This window comes from Priestia sp. 3CA3 (assembly GCF_056836725.1).
The window spans coordinates 54,413-71,237 of sequence record NZ_JBXENJ010000005.1; the positions used below are offsets into that span (position 1 = coordinate 54,413).

A 16,825-nucleotide genomic window follows, 5' to 3' on the forward strand; every position below is an offset into this window, starting at 1 on the left:
TTAACCTTCTAAATGTGTGCAGCATCATCACTAATTTTTACAAGAATAGGAATGAGCAACTTGAGTAAATATAAAGTCACCGCCGTGATTGTAAACTATAATAAAGAGCCCTATATTTCTCAATGTATTGAGTCTGTTATCAATCAGTCTCTGCAGTCAATTGAAATCATCATTGTAGACGATGGGTCAACAGATAACAGCGGCATCATTTCAAGCCGATATGCTGCAGCACATCCTCATGTTCGTTATCTCACTCAAGAAAATAAAGGAGTAAGCTCGGCGAGAAACAAAGGCTTATCTTACGCACAAGGCGAATATGTTGCCTTTTTAGATGCAGATGATTATGTATCGGCTGATGCCTATGAAAGGCTGTATAAAGCCGCAGTGAAATCAGATGCAGATACTGCTGTAGGGAACTTTGAATGTTTTAACGAGTATCGCACTTGGCACTTGGCTTATATGAAGAAAGTCTTTGCAAAAGGCCTTCCTGCCGTACGGCATATTTCTACCCATCAAGAGCTGCATCTTACACCTTCTGTGAGCAATAAGCTATTTAGAAGAGAATGGCTACTTCAGCACAAGATTGTGTTTCAAGAAAACCTTCAAATAGGTGAAGATTTACTTTTTACACAAAACGCTCTTCACCTTTCAAACAAGACGGCTATGTGTAATTACCCTGTTTTGTACTACCGGGTGAACGAAGAAGAACAGACGCTGTCTAAGCAAGCAACGCTGGCTTTTTTTGAACAGTTAGTCCTTGTTCAAAAAGAGTTAAAGCAATTGTACGATTCATTACATAGACAGAATGAACTTGTCCATATCGAAAAGCGCCAGCTTGATTTTTTTCTCAGCTCGCTCTTTCGAAAAGCCGCTGCTTTTTTTAAAGAACAATTACATGAGCTTCTCACCGTCAGCCATGCATTTGTTTATACTCTGACAGAAAAAAGCTTGCTGGATCAATTAGATAGTAAAAACAGGCTTCTCTCTCAGATAATTATACAAAAAGATTATGAACCCTTTGTTAAGTTCCTATCTAGCTTTTGTAAAGATTCGTTTACAAATGAACTTGTGCAGCAAGATCAAAAAGTGTACAGCAAGCTTGTAGAGGAGTATCCGGCCTACGCGCCGTGGCTTGAAATACACAGCTTGCAAGCAGAGCATCGCATTGAAGTAATCAGATTAGAAGGCGCGAATCTTACCATCGGGGGATATGCATTTGTAAAAGGCCTATCTACAGAGGACATACAAAAAGAACTTGTCTTTAAATCCAAAATGGAAACCAAAATTATCTCGCTCGAAAACGAGCTGCGTACAGATGTAAGTTATTTATTTGCTCATAACAAAATTAACTACCATCATGCCGGTTTTAAAACAATCACAATTAATCTAGTAAACCTTCTGCAAAACGGCAGCTGGAATGTGTTTTTACGCTTGAAAGCTGGAGGGAAAGCAGTTGATGAGCCACTGCAGGTGATCCTGGCACAGCTTAGGAATCATGCAAAACCGAATATTACGCACAATGTAGAAGTCTCAGCTTCTTTTAGCGCAAATTCACAGATGAGCGTTCGTGTAAAAAAAGTCAATTTCTTCGAGAAGTGTATATCAAAATTAACCGTGATTAAAAGAGCGGTAAGATATGACGTGAGCTTTCTTAAGAAAAGAGACTATCATACGTTTTCAGCTATTGTGTTATATAAACTGTTCAATAGGCTGTACCGGAATAAAAGTATATGGTTAATCGGAGAAAGAAAAGATACGGCGCAGGATAATTCCTATCATTTATATACGTATATTCGAACCAACCATCAGCATCAAAAGGCATACTATGTGATTGATAAACATGCAGAAGATTATCAGCGTATTAAGCATTTGGGCAATATTGTACACTTCAACAGCTTGAAGCATACCCTGTATCTGCTTGTTTCACATAAGACGATTAACAGTTACTCAGAAGCTTCAAATATGTATACGACCGCGTATAAAAATATTATTAAGTACTATCCCGAGTGGCAGCAAAATGAGAAGGTATTTATTCAGCACGGTGTCATCGGAGTAAGCCGAGTGAATCATGTGCTGCATAAAAATCGAATGAACTACAGCCAGTTTGTTGTATCTTCCCCATTTGAAAAGAAACACATCATGAAAGAATTTGGCTATGAAGATAATGAGGTTGTTGTGACAGGCTTGGCGCGGTGGGATGCCTTGCAGGATATAAGTAAAGGAAAAGAAATTCTTGTCATGCCCACGTGGAGAAACTGGATCAAAACAGAAAAACAGCTGTTTGAGTCCGACTACTGGAATCGATACATGTCATTATTTAAAAATCCAGACTTTAACCGAATTCTTGAAGACAGAGACTTAACGGTTACTTTTTTTCCCCATTATCAGATGCAGCAATTAATCGAATCGTTTCCTGTACTTGGCGAGCGCATTCGAATTGCCAGACAAGGGGAAGAAACGGTTCAAAGCTTGTTAAAGCGGCACAGCATATTGATTACAGACTATTCAACCGTATCTTTTGATTTTGCCTATATGAATAAGCCGGTTTTCTTCTATCAATTTGATTATGATGAATTTTACTCAAAGCATTACAATGAAGGCCCAATTAATCACAAAAAAGATTTATTTGGAGAAAGAGCGGAAGAAGAACAAGCACTTATTAATTTGCTGGAAAAACATCCTGCATCAGCCAATCAACGAGCCAAGCAAATTTCTAATTATATTATAAAAGAAGAAGGGCGTTCTCACAGCCAGCTTTTATTCCAACAATTAAGCGGAGGGAAATAAAGGTGAAAAAACCACTAATATCAGTCATTTTACCAATCTACAATGTAGAAAATTATATTGAAGAATGCTTAGAATCTTTAGTTAACCAAACCATTGGACATGAAAAGTTAGAAGTACTGATGGTAAACGATTGTTCAACGGATAATACCGCTAAAATCATAGATGAGTATGCAGCGCGGTTTCCTCATTTTAAAGCCATTCATTTACCAGAGAACACAGGGGCACCAGGTAAGCCAAGGAATGTAGGGATTGAACAGGCAACAGGGAAATATCTTATTTTCCTAGACCCAGACGATTATATTCCATTAGATGCATACGAATCTCTTTATCAAGTAGCACATGAAAATAATTCAGATTTCGTCATGGGCAAGATGATTAGCTTTGATGAAGAAGACGGAAGGGAATATGAACACGTAACGTTCAAAAACTATTTGCTGCAAAAACAATACTATAACGTTACGATTAAAGACGCTCCTTTCTTTCTACAAGTAAAGACAGCCGTATATTTAAAACTAGTTAAAACATCTTTTATTAAAAATCATGGTATCTCGTTTATCGAAGGGATGAAAAATGGCGAGGACAAATACTATGACATGCAGCTGTTCACCAAAGCTAAAAAGTTCAGCTATATTCCTAAAGTCATCTATATGTACCGAGCACGAAATGATGAGAAGAACTTGTCATTAACGCAGCGAGATATCGTAAGCACGGTTGAAAATGACGTAAAAGCAGCTAAGCTGGTCAAGCCTCTTTTAAACGATGAGAGCTATGCATATTTTCAAATTAACGCGTTAAGATCTTTGTTATGGAAAATCTGCGACCCAGACTTTAATCGCCTTGAATGGGAAACGCGATTATATTTAATTCACTTAGTTACGGATGTTGTAAAAGATTATGATAAACGTTTAGTCGAGAAGTATTTAGCTCTTGAAGAGCCTTTCTTGAGCTTAATCAATAAAGGGTATGTTCAAGAAGCGTTAGAATACAATAAAATGCTCGCTTCTCGTCGCTGGTGGTATAAGCAAGGAAGAGAACTGCAAATCGAATATAGAAAGCATTCAAAAATAAGAAAAAGCTTTTCTTGGAAGATTACTAAATTCCTGCGCAACCGCAACATACGATTAAAACAACTAATTAAGAGGAGATATATAAATGAAGGTAAGCGTAGTCACACTTTTGCAGGAAAGTAATATTGAAAATTTTAATAGTGGTCTAGAAGTGCTTAAAAAGCAAACACTTGGCTTTGACAATATGGAACTAATTGTTATTGATCAAGCTGAAAGCAAATCTGAAGAGCAAATTATTGAATTGGCTCAGTTAGCTAAAAAAGCTAACGTTTGCGTACAGCACGATAATAGCCTGAGAGTTGAAGAGTTAAGAGGAAAATATATTAGCTTTTTTGACTTTAATTGCAGCACTTCCCCTCACTTATATAAAAATCTTTGTCAGGAAATAGACAAGCATTCAGTAGATTTTGTTTCTGCTAATTTAATTACATCTATTAGAGAAGATCGCAACTTAGCAGAAGCTGAAGAGGTGATCGGAGCGGGCGTTAATGCTATAGCCGGTTTAAAGCTCATAAATAAAGAAAGTTTATTAAAAATGGCAGGGGAAAATAAAATAGAGGTGAGCGACTCATTCATTGAGCTGTTAAATATTAATTTTTACCTTCGCCCATTTACTTTTAAATATGTAAACAAACAGTTTTATCGCAACAAGTTTACATTTAATGAATCCTACGTAAATAACTCAATTTCACATATTCAGTATATTGCGGAGCATGTTGATTTATCGGCATCGGAAAAATCAGTTTCATTGGTGAAAGTCCAGTTGTTAAAGCATTTAACTTTTTTACTGGACAAAAATATGTTTACAGATAATTTGTCAGAAGAAGAGCAAGCAGCTGCATACGACGTATTACGAAATTTCCTTGGCCTTGTCAGTAAGAAAGAAATTCAATCTAATGATTTAGATGGGTACACGCCTTTATTTAATATGGTAAATAAAAAGTTAGATGAAGAAGCGACTCATTATATTAAATTATTAAGAAGTAAAAGACACTGGTATGAACAAACAAATAAGTATAAGCAGTACTTTGAAAAAAATCCATATAATTTAGAAGAATCGCTGTCATGGAAGCTTACTAAGCCTCTTCGCTTGTTCAGCAAATGGTCTGTAGAGGTAAAGCAATGGTTTTATAAGGTGTTTTTGTTAACTTTAGCTGCAATATGGAAGCCTCTTACGTTCAATCGGAAAATTTGGCTGGTAGGGGAGCGGGAAGACCAAGCAGAAGATAACGGCTATTTCTTCTTCAAGCACTGCCGTGAAAACTATCCAGAGGAGAAAGTGTATTACATCATCAGCAAAGGTTCTCCTCATCTCTACAAGGTAAAGAAGCTTGGAAATGTTATCTATCATTCTTCTTTAAAGCACAAGCTTTATATGCTAGTTGCAGATACTTACATTAGCGCTTGGACATTCGATGAATGCTCATATCCAGCACCTAAAAAACAGTTCATCAAAATGTTTGGCAAGCAGCTAGCGAAGAAGTTCACTATTTGCTTGCAGCACGGAGTTATTATTCACAATATCTCTCCTTATTTGCATAAAGATCGCTATAATCAAAACCTTATTATTTCTAGCTCTGAATATGAAAAGAAAATTATTCAAAATACGTTAGGGTACAGCGATCAGGAAGTAGCCGTAACAGGATTAGCAAGATTTGATAATCTTCATGAATTATCGCTAAAAAAACAAATCTTAATTATGCCTACATGGAGAAGACATCTCTTTAAGATTAATAAAAGCAGCTTTTTAAGATCCGACTATTATAAAGCATATCGGAATTTAATTAGTAATAAAGAATTTCTAGACATGATTGAACGTCATAATATTTCGGTTAAGTTTTATATTCATAATCAAATGCAAAAATTTATGGATAACTTTGTTGTAGAACATCCTAATATTGAATTTTTAGTAAAGAGTACAGCCACGGTTTCTGAGCTTTTGAAGGAAAGTTCTTTGTTAATAACAGATTACTCTTCTGTATCAAGTGATTTTCTATATATGAATAAGCCTGTTGTTATGTATCAATTCGATCCTCATAATAACCATCATGCACCTGTGAAGGAAATCCAATACAGCAATTTAGGATCAATTGTTTCAAATGAGAATGAATTAGTGCAAACTGTTCAAAGAATTGTAGAAAATGACTTTACGGCTGATAGACAGTATGTTAAGAATTCTCAGCGAATCTTTAAGTATAAAGATCAAAATAATTGCGAAAGAATTTATGAAGTTATCAAACAGAAAACATCATAATTGAAACTATTGACCTAATTGAAGTGATACAATAGAATAGTATGCCATTACAGGAAGTGCAAGTTATACTTGCACTTCCTACATGTAAGATGACTTTATTAGGAATAAAGATAGCTATTTTTACCTCGTTCCTAATAGAGTTTGTATGAATAAATTGTGCAGAAGGAATTGCTATATGAAATCAATTAAAATTGTTATGCAAGAACAAATCCGTAATTTGTATATGATTGGACGACTTTCCGGATATGAATTAAAAAAATCATATGCAGGAAACCTACTTGGAAGTTTTTGGATTATCTTAAATCCCTTGTTTCAAATAGGTGTATATTGGATTGTATTTGGATTAGGAGTGCGAGGCGGGCGTGATGTGGAAGGCATTCCATTCTTTATATGGCTAATTTGCGGGCTGATTCCATGGTTTTTTATGAGTGCGTCCATTTTGCAAGGGTCCAATTCAGTCTATGCGAGATTAAATTCTGTTTCTAAAATGAATTTTCCACTAAGTGTCATACCGACATATGTTATTGTTTCACAAGTATATACGCATCTAATTCTTATGGGCATGCTGCTTGTCATTGTCATTGTGTCTCAAGGTTTTAGTCATTTAAATGTAATTAGCTTGCTGTATTTTATGCTGTCTTCTTTTGTATTTCTACTTTCTCTATCGTTTATAACCTCGACTTTATCAACGATGGTGAGGGACATTCATTTATTAATTCAGACAGCTACACGTATGCTATTTTACATTACGCCAATTTTATGGATCCCTAGTGATAACACACCGCAGCTGTTGAAGGAAGTATTTATGATGAATCCTTTTTATTATTTAGTAGAAGGCTATCGTGATTCTCTATTAACAGGCGGCTGGGGGTTAATTACATCTCCATACACAATTGCATTTTGGCTCATCATTTGTGGACTATTTGTTTTTGGTTCAGCGATTCATGTAAAGTTCAGAAAGCAGTTTGTTGATTACTTATAAAAGGTGAATGAAATATATGGGTTATAAAGTCAAGTTTCAGCAAGTAACAAAAAAATACAAAATGTATAATAAGCAAACAGATAAGCTGAAGGATTTACTTTGGAACAGAGGAAAAGGCGAATATCACTATGCGTTAAATAAAATTTCCTTTGAAGTGAATGAAGGTGAAATTGTTGGAGTGATAGGTCTTAACGGCTCTGGTAAAAGTACACTTTCAAACTTAATTGCCGGTGTGACTATGCCAAACGAAGGAACGGTAGACATTAACGGAAGCGCCTCTTTGATTGCTATTGGTGCAGGTTTGAATAACCAATTAACAGGCCTTCAAAATATTGAACTAAAAGGTTTGATGATGGGGCTTAACAAACATCAAATCGAAGAGATTACACCTAAAGTAATTGAATTTGCTGATATCGGAAAGTTTATTAATCAACCGGTAAAAACGTACTCAAGCGGAATGAAATCCAGACTGGGTTTTGCTATATCTGTCAACATTGATCCCGATATTTTAGTTATTGATGAAGCGTTATCTGTTGGAGACCAGACTTTTACAAATAAGTGTTTGGAAAAAATGAATGAATTTAAAGAAAATGGCAAGACCATCTTTTTTATCAGTCATTCGCTTTCGCAAGTGAGAAGCTTTTGCACCAAAGCGCTTTGGATTCATTACGGACATGTAAAAGAATACGGAGATATTACTGAAGTAGCAGACCATTACGCTGCTTTTTTGAAACAATATAACGCTATGTCGAAAGAAGAGCGAGAACAACTTAAAGAGCAGCAGCTCAGCGAATCAGCGCACGGGCTGCTGATGTCAACAAGCGAAGAAAGCACAAAGAAAGCCGATAGTAAAGAGGAAGAACCTGGATTTTCAAAAAGATCGCAGCGAATGAAGCAACAAAAAGACAAATCTGCAAAGAAAAGAAGCCCTAAGAAGAAGGTTCTATTATCAGCTGCTATCCTTCTGTTAGCAGGAAGTGCAGGTGTAGCTGCATATGCCGTCAAAAACAACGCTCCGCACGATAAGCCTGCTGTCTCTGAGCAAGCTGCTCCTGCTTCTACTTCTCATAAAAATGATGTCGATAAGGTAGCGGTGAATACTAAAACAGCATTTGTACGTGACAAAGCGGACTTGAAGAGTAATCAAAAGACCATCCTGTCGTTTGGAGAAGTTTATTCCGTTCTTGATAGAAAAAAAGATCCTGATGAAGATATGGAATGGATTAAAGTAAAAATAGGAGAAGGTCGAGTTGGATGGGTCAGTTCTTATCTTGTTGCTCCTTACAAAGAGGACAAGCAAGTTGTAGCGAAAGAAAATATAGAAACGCTAAATGAGTTTACAAACGTGAAATATGACAGTACAATAGCTAACTTATTAAGTCCTTTAGGAGGATCAGTTGAGCATTTAAGTCAGACGTTTACTAAAACGTTAACTAGTCAACGAGAATCTAACGATGGAAATCTACTGAATTATGGATCTGTACAATACGTATCGCTGAATAATGAAGTTGAAGAAGTTTCACTTCGAAACTTTGATGAAAGCAGCAGTAAAGTACAGGAAGCGTTAAAAGAAAAGCCGGTCTTTACAAATGAGAAAGAAGGATTATACTTCTATCAATCTCAAAATTATTATATAAAAGTGTATGAAGACGTTAAAACAAATAAAATTACTCTTATTTCATTTGTAAAACGTTCAAATACGTAGGTCTTTTAACAGGATATAGCCATATCCTGTTTTTTTAAGGAAATTAATAGCTTACAAATTAAAAAATATGCTACTAAAGTACCGGTCAGCGACTAAAAAGTAAAAGGGCGGTTCAATTAACTTATGACATCTTTTATAAACGATATTCAATTTAATTTACATACTGGCATTATTTATATAAAAGGAGAAAGTAGTGTACAAATTTCTGAACAGACTCCCCATGTCATGATTCGAGAAAGAATGGAAGCTGACTGTTTAGCTTTACCGAACAGTTTTGAAATCCAGACGAATTGGAATGAGCAGCAGTTTTCGTTTACACTTAATCTTCAAGAAGCAAAGAAAATAGTAGAGCAAGGGCAGATATGGGATTTTCAATTTATTGTGGATGAAGAGAAGCACTTGCTAGACATATCACGCGTATCTAACTACGAAACATCTTATTACAGCTCTGAGGGTTCGTTACATACAATGGCTCTGTATACGACAAAGTCAAATACACTGGCTATATTTGTACGTCCTAAACAGGTGAAGTACGGTATGACGAATATGAAACTAGATGAGCAGACATTAAAGTGCTCTATTGAAATAGACCAGCAAATTGCGCATAGTATTAAAGAGTGCCGGCTGAAGTTTAAAAGAAAGGAATCAGAGACTGTTCGTATTCATCGCACAGAACTGACGGTTCAAGGAAAAAAGACAAAAGAACATCATTATTGTTTTATAATCCCTAAAGATAACATTTTCACCCAAGACATCCTTAGACACGGTGATAGTTGGGAAGCCTTCATTGAATTTTCAAACGGTGAATGCCAGAAAATCAGTACTGCTTTTGTAATAGAAAAAGATGCTATTGATGATCGTTTTACACCAATTCTTTCGTCTCCTTTATTTAAATCCGTTTTTACTTTAAATGGAAATGACCAGCTGCATATTAAGATAAATAAAGTAAATATTGACGTTAGACTTCAACAATTTTCTTATCAAGACAACGGAGTTATAGCGCTACAAGGTAAAATTAAGTCAATGGAGAATGTAAATCAAAAACTGCAAGCGGTTCAGCTGTACCTTCGTCCGAAAGATAATCTATCTTTAAAATGTCTGACGCCTTATACAATAGAGCTGCCTTTTAATGAGACAGAAGGGTCTTTTTACAGTGAGTTTTCTCTTCAAGATCTTTTTAAGCATCAGCGTAAACTAGATCAGACTGGTTTTGATGTACAAATTTTATTACAAGATAAAAAAACAGGATGTGAAGGCGAATACGATATCAGCTTATCAAGCCTGAAAGAGAAGGGCTGGAAATATCAATCCATTGGAAATGGCTTTGAAATAAAGCCTTATGCAACGAAAATCAGCACTTTGTCTTTATGGATGAAAAAAGTGAAGAGTGAAGCTGCCAAAGATCCAGTTAAAATTGCAGTGTACGGGTCTTGCTACAGCCGAGCTGCCTTTAACTCTCAGCCTTATTTTAATCCGGATTATAAAGAAAAGTACAAGGTAGTATATACTCAATTTCACTCTAATACGATAAGTACGATGAGTAATCCGATTGAGTATAAAGAAGCGTACTTTAGACAATACAATGAAGCGGAAAAGGGCTTCATTCAAGATGATTTTGAAAAAATGTTCTTTCAAAAAATAAGTCAATCCGCACCTGAATTTTTGATTATCGACTTTTATTCTGATGTATTCCTGGACTTAGCGGTTATTAACAATAAGCACATTATTACAGGAAATTACTTTTTAAGAGGTTCGCAATATTTATATGATGTCTCGGGATCTGTAGAATTCATCAACCGAAAAAACATGGATAGTTATCTTGTCCAATGGCGTGATGCGGTGGAAAGATTTGTAGCAAAAATTAAAGAGTATCTTCCTGAAGAACGGATCATTCTGCAAAAAGCCCGAAGCATAGGGGAATTTTATAGTAAAAGCGGAGATAGACAGAAGTTTAGTACGCCAGCTGAGCAAGTAGATTTTAATAACTATTTATATGAATATATGGAAAGATATTTCTTGCAGCTAATGCCAAAGGCTCAAATTATTGATGTAACCAACTATGGATTTATTGGTCATGAGACGTATCCTGATGGAAACTCTATTAATCATTATGAACCAAGCTATTATAAAGAACTAATGAAGCAGTTAGATCATATTGTGATTCGAACGACAGCTAATGGATATAAGGTGAAAGAGTTAACACACTAAAAAACGGGCTACTCTGAAAAGTAGCCCGTTTTCTTATTTTACATTTAAATGATCTTTTAACTTAGTAGATAGCTCTTGGCGCGTTGCATCTGAAACTGCATAGTAGTAAATGCCGTTAATTTTCTCACCTTGACCGTCTACTTGAAGCTGCTCTACGTTATGACGAGCATCTTTATAGTTCGATTGAATTTGCTTCATATCGTCGAATGTAAGGTTTGTTCTAACATTTGTTCCAATGGCGTCTAAGATATTGCCGTAGTTTGCTAGTGATTGAACGCTTGCTCCTTCTTCAATAACACCTTCAATAATCTGACGCTGACGCATTTGACGTCCAAAATCTCCGCGAGGATCTTTTTTACGCATACGAGAGTAAGCAAGGGCTTCTTTCCCGTCTAACGTAAGCTTTCCTTTTTTAAAGTTGTATCCATCGTAATTAAAGTCTAAGTCGTTATTTACCGTCACGCCTCCAACTGCGTCCACAATGTCTTTAAAGCTTTCCATATTAACTTGTACATAATAGTCAACCGGTACGTCTAAGAACTTTTCAACTGTATTTACAGCCATATCGACACCGCCGAATGCATAGGCGTGATTGATTTTGTCGGTCGTTCCTTTTCCAACAATCTCTGTGCGCGTATCACGAGGAATGCTGACCATCTTCATCGATTGATCTTTTGGGTTCACCGTCATTAGAATTAATGAGTCAGAACGCCCGCGGTCTCCTGCACGCTGATCCACTCCTAAAAGTAATATTGAAATAGGATCTTTGTCGCTGAATGAAACTTTCTCAGATCTTTTCTCCGATACATCACGTTTTAAAGGTTCATGAGTTTCTGTGAACGTTTTTTCAACAGAATGCCAAATACTGTAGGCATAAGCACCTACACCAAGGATTAATAATACAATAATACCCGTAATAATTTTTAACGTTCTTTTCTTCTTCGGCTTTCTCCTTTTACGCTTGCGAGTTTGAGATTCTTCCATATTCATTGTCTCTTCCTTTGCTTAATATATTGATAAAATAAATGAAGTACCTATGTAAGTCATTATTCTTATCTTGAAAAAACTTTTCTGAATCAAAATTACTGAAAAAATGACAAATTTAATCATTTTCCTGCACTTACTTACAAATTATATTATAATAAGAGCAAAAAAGAAAGATATAGTAAGGGAGACAATATATGAAAATTTGGATTAATATTCTAGCAGTCATCGTTTTTATTGCCGCAATTTCAGCGGGAAAAGTGTATTGGAACAACAAGGTATCAGAACAATCTGTTTCCAGACCAACCAAAGTTGAAGCTTCCAGTGATGCAAGTAATGCAGAAGCTACTTGGAAAGAGCACGCTCAAAATCTTCCAGAGTCTATTAAAACCAAGATTCAAAAAGCCGAGCAGACAAAAACGCCCTTGAAGCTAGTTATTGTTGGATCAGCGCCGCAAGAAAAAGTAAAAGCTACTTGGGGAGAGCTGCTGAAGAAAAAAATTGAAGATACATATGGTTCTTCCTTAATCCAAGTTGATGTTCGTGAATATAAGGATATGACAACCTTACAGTTTATCAAAAGCGATACATATAAAGAAATTGCCAAGGCAAGTCCAGATGTTTTGCTGTTTGAACCGTTTCTTTTAAATGATAACGGCGTAGTAGGCATTGAGAATACGTTAGACAATGTAGATATTATCCTGACGTACTTGAAACGCCAAAATGAACAGCTGATTACGATTCTTCAGCCGTCAGCTCCCGTTTATAAAGCAAATAATTACCCATCTGATGCTAAAGCGTTAGAAGACTTTTCAAAAGAAAATGGCTATGAATATATCAATCATTGGAAAGCATGGCCGGACTATCAGTCAGAAAAGATTTCAGCTTATTTAACACAAGCGCCTGGCCAGCCTAATGACAAGGGAGAACAGCTGTGGGCACAGTATTTGGAACAATATTTTACAAATTCTAAATCTAATTAGTAAAGAACAAGCCTAACCACTTGGTTAGGCTTGTTCTGTTTTATAGGTGGAAGCACTTGTAAATGCATTTCAAGACACAATGCGAGCTTGTAAGACATAAAACTTATACATAAGAAACCATTTCTTTTTATATAGAAAAGTCGGTAAGGGGTCTATGATATAATATAATTCATGGAATACTATCCATGATCTGAGGCATAGAAAGAGGAGAAAAAAATGATAGATATATATACCAATATCTTGCCAAATGTGAACAGTGGTCCCAAAAGTGTAGAAGAGTTTTTAGAAATGGCAAATGTATTAGTGAAACAAGGAGTAACAGAAGTCGTAGCAGCACCTCTTTATGACGGAAAAGATTCCAGCTGTAGAGAAGGTGTCGATCTTGCGAATGAATGGTTAAGAAAATCTTCTATTTCGTTAAGCGTTTTACCAGGTCAAAAAGTAATTGCCTCTACCAATATGATTGTATCAAATGAAGAGTATTACACGATGACAATAAATGAAAATGAAAAATATATGTTTTTACACATTCCACAAGACGTGGAAATTGAAGTGTTAGAAAATATTGCTTACGAGCTTCAGCTAAAAGGTATTGTACCGGTTTTAAATGAGCCTGAGTGCCATTCATTATTTGTGGAGAACCCTCCGCATTTGTACAAGCTCGTAAAAAATGGAGCAGTCGTTCAGCTGTCTGCACAAAGTGTGCTTGGAGGCAACGGCAGTAAAGCTAAAAGAGCAGCTTATCAGTTCATTGATCACGGATTAGCACACGTTATTGCATCAGGCGTGAATCGTGAAAATTACCAGCAGTACGGCCTGCAAAAAGCTTATTCTGCCGTGTCCAAAAAATACGGCAACAGCAAGCTTTATCATTTCATGGAAAATGCTGAAGCCATTGCGAGTGGGAAGGCTGTTTATAAACAAGAGCCTGAACGCATCAAAAAAACAAAATTCCTAGGAATCTTTTAAATTTTCCCTTTGTACCCTGATTAACTTCTGTTTAATCAGGGTATTTGCATACAAAGACCTATTTAAATCCCTTCTTTTCTCATCATTATTTGGGTTTATTTTACAAATTATGTTTGCGTTTTCACATAGAGTGATAGTAAAATATTGTTAGTTAAGTAGATGACAGGAAAGTACGCGGTTTTCCGGGGTTCGTGGTGGTAAATGTCGAGAAGAATACATAGTTTCACACTAGAAATCGTCGTAGAATAGAGCTATACAAAGCGCAGGGAGGGAAATAAAGTGATTGATATTCATACGTACATATTGCCTAATATCGATAGCGGACCTGAGGAAGTAGACGGCTTTTTGAAGATGGCGCGCTCCTTAGCGGATCAAGGCGTTCAGTCCGTCGTGGCGACGCCGCTTTATGATAGCGATCAAGAGTTTATGAAACACCATTTATTTCTCTATGTGAACGCAGCTAATGAGTGGCTCACGAATTCATGTATTCCTCTTCAAGTCTTACCGGGTCAGCTTGTCCCTTTATCGCCTCAACTTCTGCGAAACTATGAGCGAAATCAGCTTCTTACGCTTAATCACACCGATAAATATTTGTTTCTTTCACTGCCTGACTATGACGTCTCACCTTATTTTGAAAAGATACTGTCTGATCTTCTTAGAAAAGGCGTTGTGCCGATTCTTCGTTCACCAGAATGTCATCCGATTTTCCGAGATCATCCTGAGCGTTTGTATGAGCTTGTTAAAAAAGGCGTACTCGTGCAGCTAAGCGCCGCTAGTATTCTTGGTTTAAACGGAAAAAAAGAAAGAAAAGCGGCGTATACATTTATTAAATACCGCTTAGCCCACGTGATTGCCTCTGGTGTTCATGCTCGCAATTACCACGACTATTCACTTTCAAAAGCGTATGATTACATTTCCGATATGTACGGTGCGTCAGAACTTTATTTTTTTATTGAAAATGCAGAAGCGATTATCGACGGTCGTCCGGTGCATCAATTAGACCCTGAGCCGATGAAAAAATTTAGTTTATTTAAATTATTTAGCTGAAAACAAGGGACTTTTCCACAAAAATGGGAAAGTCCCTTGTTTTGTCTTTCTTTCATTGTGGTATGGAATAGAAACAAAGTTAAAGAAAGGAAGGCTGAATATGATAAAAACTACAGCTGGAAAAGCAGCTATGTCGGTATTAAAAGAATGGAATATCGATCACATTTTCGGTATGCCGGGAGATTCAATCAATCATTTTATGGACAACCTGCGCAGTGAAAAAGATGAAATCGAGTTTATTCAAGTCCGTCATGAGGAAGTAGGCGCACTTGCGGCATCTTCTTACGCTAAGATCACGGGTAAAATCGGCGTGTGTCTGTCAATTGGAGGGCCGGGTGCAATTCATTTATTAAACGGCTTATATGATGCCAAAGCAGACGGTGCACCGGTGCTAGTGCTAGCCGGACAGGTGCCTCGTGCAAAGCTTGGCAATGAATCGTTTCAAGAAGTGAACTTAGAACGTGTTTTTGACGATGTGTCGGTGTTTAATCACCGAGTAGATTCGCCTGAATCGTTTCCGCATCTGCTGCAGCAAGCCATTCGAACGGCTTACGCGAAAAAAGGCGTCGCGGTATTAGTCATTCCAGATGATATTCCGTCTTCAACGATTAAAATTGATGAAAAAACGCCAGTTGCGAATGTATCAAAATCCATTTCTCACAGTGACCCGGAAGATGTGGCTAAAGCGCTTCTAGCGATTAAATATGCAAAAAAACCGGTCATTTTAGCAGGAACGGGTGCCAAGCACGCCAAGCTTGAGTTAGCGCAGTTTGCAGAAAAAATTGCGGCACCGATTATCTTTACGCTTCCGGGTAAAGGAATACTGCCAGATCATCATCCTTACAATTTAGGTCAGCTCGGGCAGATTGGTACAAAGCCGGCGTATGAAGCGATGGAAGAAACCGATCTGCTGATCATGATTGGAACTTCGTTTCCATACCGTGAGTTTTTACCGGACGGCGTTGAAGCAATACAGCTGGATTCTGACGCCACACAAATCGGCAGACGCTATCCTGTATCTATCGGATTAGTCGGAGACTCTAAAACGACGCTGTCACAGCTTGCGCATAATTTAGATTACCAAGAAAACCGCCGTTTCTTAGAAGAGTGTCAAGTTAATATGGAAAACTGGTGGAAGCACGTAGAAAAAGAAGAAAATGAAGTAAGTACGCCAATCAAGCCGCAGCAAGTTATTCCTAAGCTTCAAAAAATCGTTGATGATGATGCGATTGTATCGGTTGATGTTGGGAACGTGACGGTATGGATGGCGAGACATTTCCGCATGACGAATCAAAAATTTGTGATTTCAAGCTGGCTGGCAACAATGGGCTGCGGACTTCCGGCTGCGATTGCAGGAAAGCTTGCTCATCCTGAAAAACAATCGGTAGCCGTATGCGGTGACGGAGGCTTTACGATGGTCATGCAAGACTTTGTGACGGCTGTGAAGTACAAGCTGCCAATCGTTGTAGTCGTCCTTAATAACAGTGAAATCGGGATGATTAAATATGAACAAGCCATTCAAGGTCACTTGGATTACCAAACGCAGCTTGGTGAAATGAACTTTGCGAAGTTCGCTGAATCGTGCGGAGGAATTGGCTACCGCGTTGAAAAACACGAGGAGCTCGAAACAGCGTTTGAAAAAGCAGCGCTTGCGAATGTTCCTGTTGTGATTGATGTTGTTATTGCGGATGAGCCGCCGCTTCCAGGCAAAATTTCATTCGGACAAGCAGCCAATTATTCGAAGCACATCATGAAAAAATTCTTTAAAGAACATGAGCTCGAAATGCCGCCGCTTCGTAAAGGACTAAGCAGAATGCTTTAATCAGTGACTCTCCGTAT

General features: G+C 37.2%; 11 protein-coding genes. 10 read left to right on the forward strand and 1 reads right to left on the reverse strand.

The features are described from left to right. Nucleotides 1-60: 60 nt before the first annotated feature. The 6 genes from AC1VNJ_RS14475 to AC1VNJ_RS14500 all read left to right on the forward strand — a co-directional run bounded on the left by AC1VNJ_RS14475 (nt 61) and on the right by AC1VNJ_RS14500 (nt 11,003). Nucleotides 61-2,787: a bifunctional glycosyltransferase/CDP-glycerol:glycerophosphate glycerophosphotransferase gene (locus AC1VNJ_RS14475; protein WP_482640971.1), complete on the forward strand. Its 2,727-nt coding sequence runs from the start codon at nt 61-63 to the stop codon at nt 2,785-2,787. Nucleotides 2,788-2,789: 2 nt separating this feature from the next. Further along, on the forward strand, nt 2,790-3,977 hold the full coding sequence (locus tag AC1VNJ_RS14480) for a glycosyltransferase family 2 protein (protein WP_098525373.1): 1,188 nt from the start codon (nt 2,790-2,792) through the stop codon (nt 3,975-3,977). After that, complete coding sequence (locus AC1VNJ_RS14485; RefSeq protein ID WP_482640972.1) at nt 3,940-6,108, forward strand: CDP-glycerol glycerophosphotransferase family protein; 2,169 nt, start codon at nt 3,940-3,942, stop codon at nt 6,106-6,108. The genes AC1VNJ_RS14480 and AC1VNJ_RS14485 overlap by 38 nt, the downstream gene beginning before the upstream one ends. A 175-nt stretch (nt 6,109-6,283) precedes the next feature. Next, nucleotides 6,284-7,090, forward strand: coding sequence for an ABC transporter permease (locus tag AC1VNJ_RS14490; protein ID WP_482640973.1), 807 nt, complete (start codon nt 6,284-6,286; stop codon nt 7,088-7,090). 16 nt (nt 7,091-7,106) lie between these two features. Continuing rightward, nucleotides 7,107-8,795, forward strand: a complete 1,689-nt coding sequence (gene tagH / locus AC1VNJ_RS14495) for a teichoic acids export ABC transporter ATP-binding subunit TagH (protein ID WP_482640974.1) — start codon at nt 7,107-7,109, stop codon at nt 8,793-8,795. Nucleotides 8,796-8,918: 123 nt separating this feature from the next. Beyond that, the gene (locus AC1VNJ_RS14500) at nt 8,919-11,003 is read left to right on the forward strand and encodes a DUF6270 domain-containing protein (protein WP_482640975.1); all 2,085 of its coding nucleotides are present in this window, start codon (nt 8,919-8,921) and stop codon (nt 11,001-11,003) included. A gap of 33 nt (nt 11,004-11,036) precedes the next feature. On the opposite strand, the gene tagU is transcribed toward AC1VNJ_RS14500, so the two are convergent. Beyond that, nucleotides 11,037-11,987: a polyisoprenyl-teichoic acid--peptidoglycan teichoic acid transferase TagU gene (gene tagU, locus AC1VNJ_RS14505; RefSeq protein WP_098525538.1), complete on the reverse strand. Its 951-nt coding sequence runs from the start codon at nt 11,985-11,987 to the stop codon at nt 11,037-11,039. Nucleotides 11,988-12,184: 197 nt separating this feature from the next. Here tagU and AC1VNJ_RS14510 point away from each other — a divergent pair, with 197 nt between their 5' ends. The 4 genes from AC1VNJ_RS14510 to AC1VNJ_RS14525 all read left to right on the forward strand — a co-directional run bounded on the left by AC1VNJ_RS14510 (nt 12,185) and on the right by AC1VNJ_RS14525 (nt 16,808). Beyond that, entirely contained in the window at nt 12,185-12,970 is a 786-nt protein-coding gene (locus AC1VNJ_RS14510; RefSeq protein WP_482640976.1) for an SGNH/GDSL hydrolase family protein, read from the forward strand. Nucleotides 12,971-13,186: 216 nt separating this feature from the next. Further along, entirely contained in the window at nt 13,187-13,939 is a 753-nt protein-coding gene (locus AC1VNJ_RS14515) for a CpsB/CapC family capsule biosynthesis tyrosine phosphatase (protein WP_482640977.1), read from the forward strand. A 279-nt stretch (nt 13,940-14,218) separates the two neighbouring features. Next, nucleotides 14,219-14,986 carry a tyrosine-protein phosphatase gene (locus AC1VNJ_RS14520; RefSeq protein ID WP_482640978.1) on the forward strand — a complete coding sequence of 256 codons (768 nt, stop codon included), beginning with the start codon at nt 14,219-14,221 and terminating at the stop codon, nt 14,984-14,986. Between the two features lie 100 nt (nt 14,987-15,086). Continuing rightward, on the forward strand, nt 15,087-16,808 hold the full coding sequence (locus tag AC1VNJ_RS14525; protein WP_482640979.1) for a pyruvate oxidase: 1,722 nt from the start codon (nt 15,087-15,089) through the stop codon (nt 16,806-16,808). Nucleotides 16,809-16,825: the final 17 nt, after the last annotated feature.

What these genes read in the sequence shown, in the direction of transcription:
- AC1VNJ_RS14485 (WP_482640972.1), top strand. Translation starts at nt 3,940, where the DNA reads ATGAAGGTAAGCGTAGTCACACTTTTGCAGGAAAGTAATATTGAAAAT.
- AC1VNJ_RS14490 (WP_482640973.1), top strand. Translation starts at nt 6,284, where the DNA reads ATGAAATCAATTAAAATTGTTATGCAAGAACAAATCCGTAATTTGTAT.
- tagH (WP_482640974.1), top strand. Translation starts at nt 7,107, where the DNA reads ATGGGTTATAAAGTCAAGTTTCAGCAAGTAACAAAAAAATACAAAATG.
- AC1VNJ_RS14500 (WP_482640975.1), top strand. Translation starts at nt 8,919, where the DNA reads ATGACATCTTTTATAAACGATATTCAATTTAATTTACATACTGGCATT.
- tagU (WP_098525538.1), bottom strand. Translation starts at nt 11,987, where the DNA reads ATGGAAGAATCTCAAACTCGCAAGCGTAAAAGGAGAAAGCCGAAGAAG.
- AC1VNJ_RS14510 (WP_482640976.1), top strand. Translation starts at nt 12,185, where the DNA reads ATGAAAATTTGGATTAATATTCTAGCAGTCATCGTTTTTATTGCCGCA.
- AC1VNJ_RS14515 (WP_482640977.1), top strand. Translation starts at nt 13,187, where the DNA reads ATGATAGATATATATACCAATATCTTGCCAAATGTGAACAGTGGTCCC.
- AC1VNJ_RS14525 (WP_482640979.1), top strand. Translation starts at nt 15,087, where the DNA reads ATGATAAAAACTACAGCTGGAAAAGCAGCTATGTCGGTATTAAAAGAA.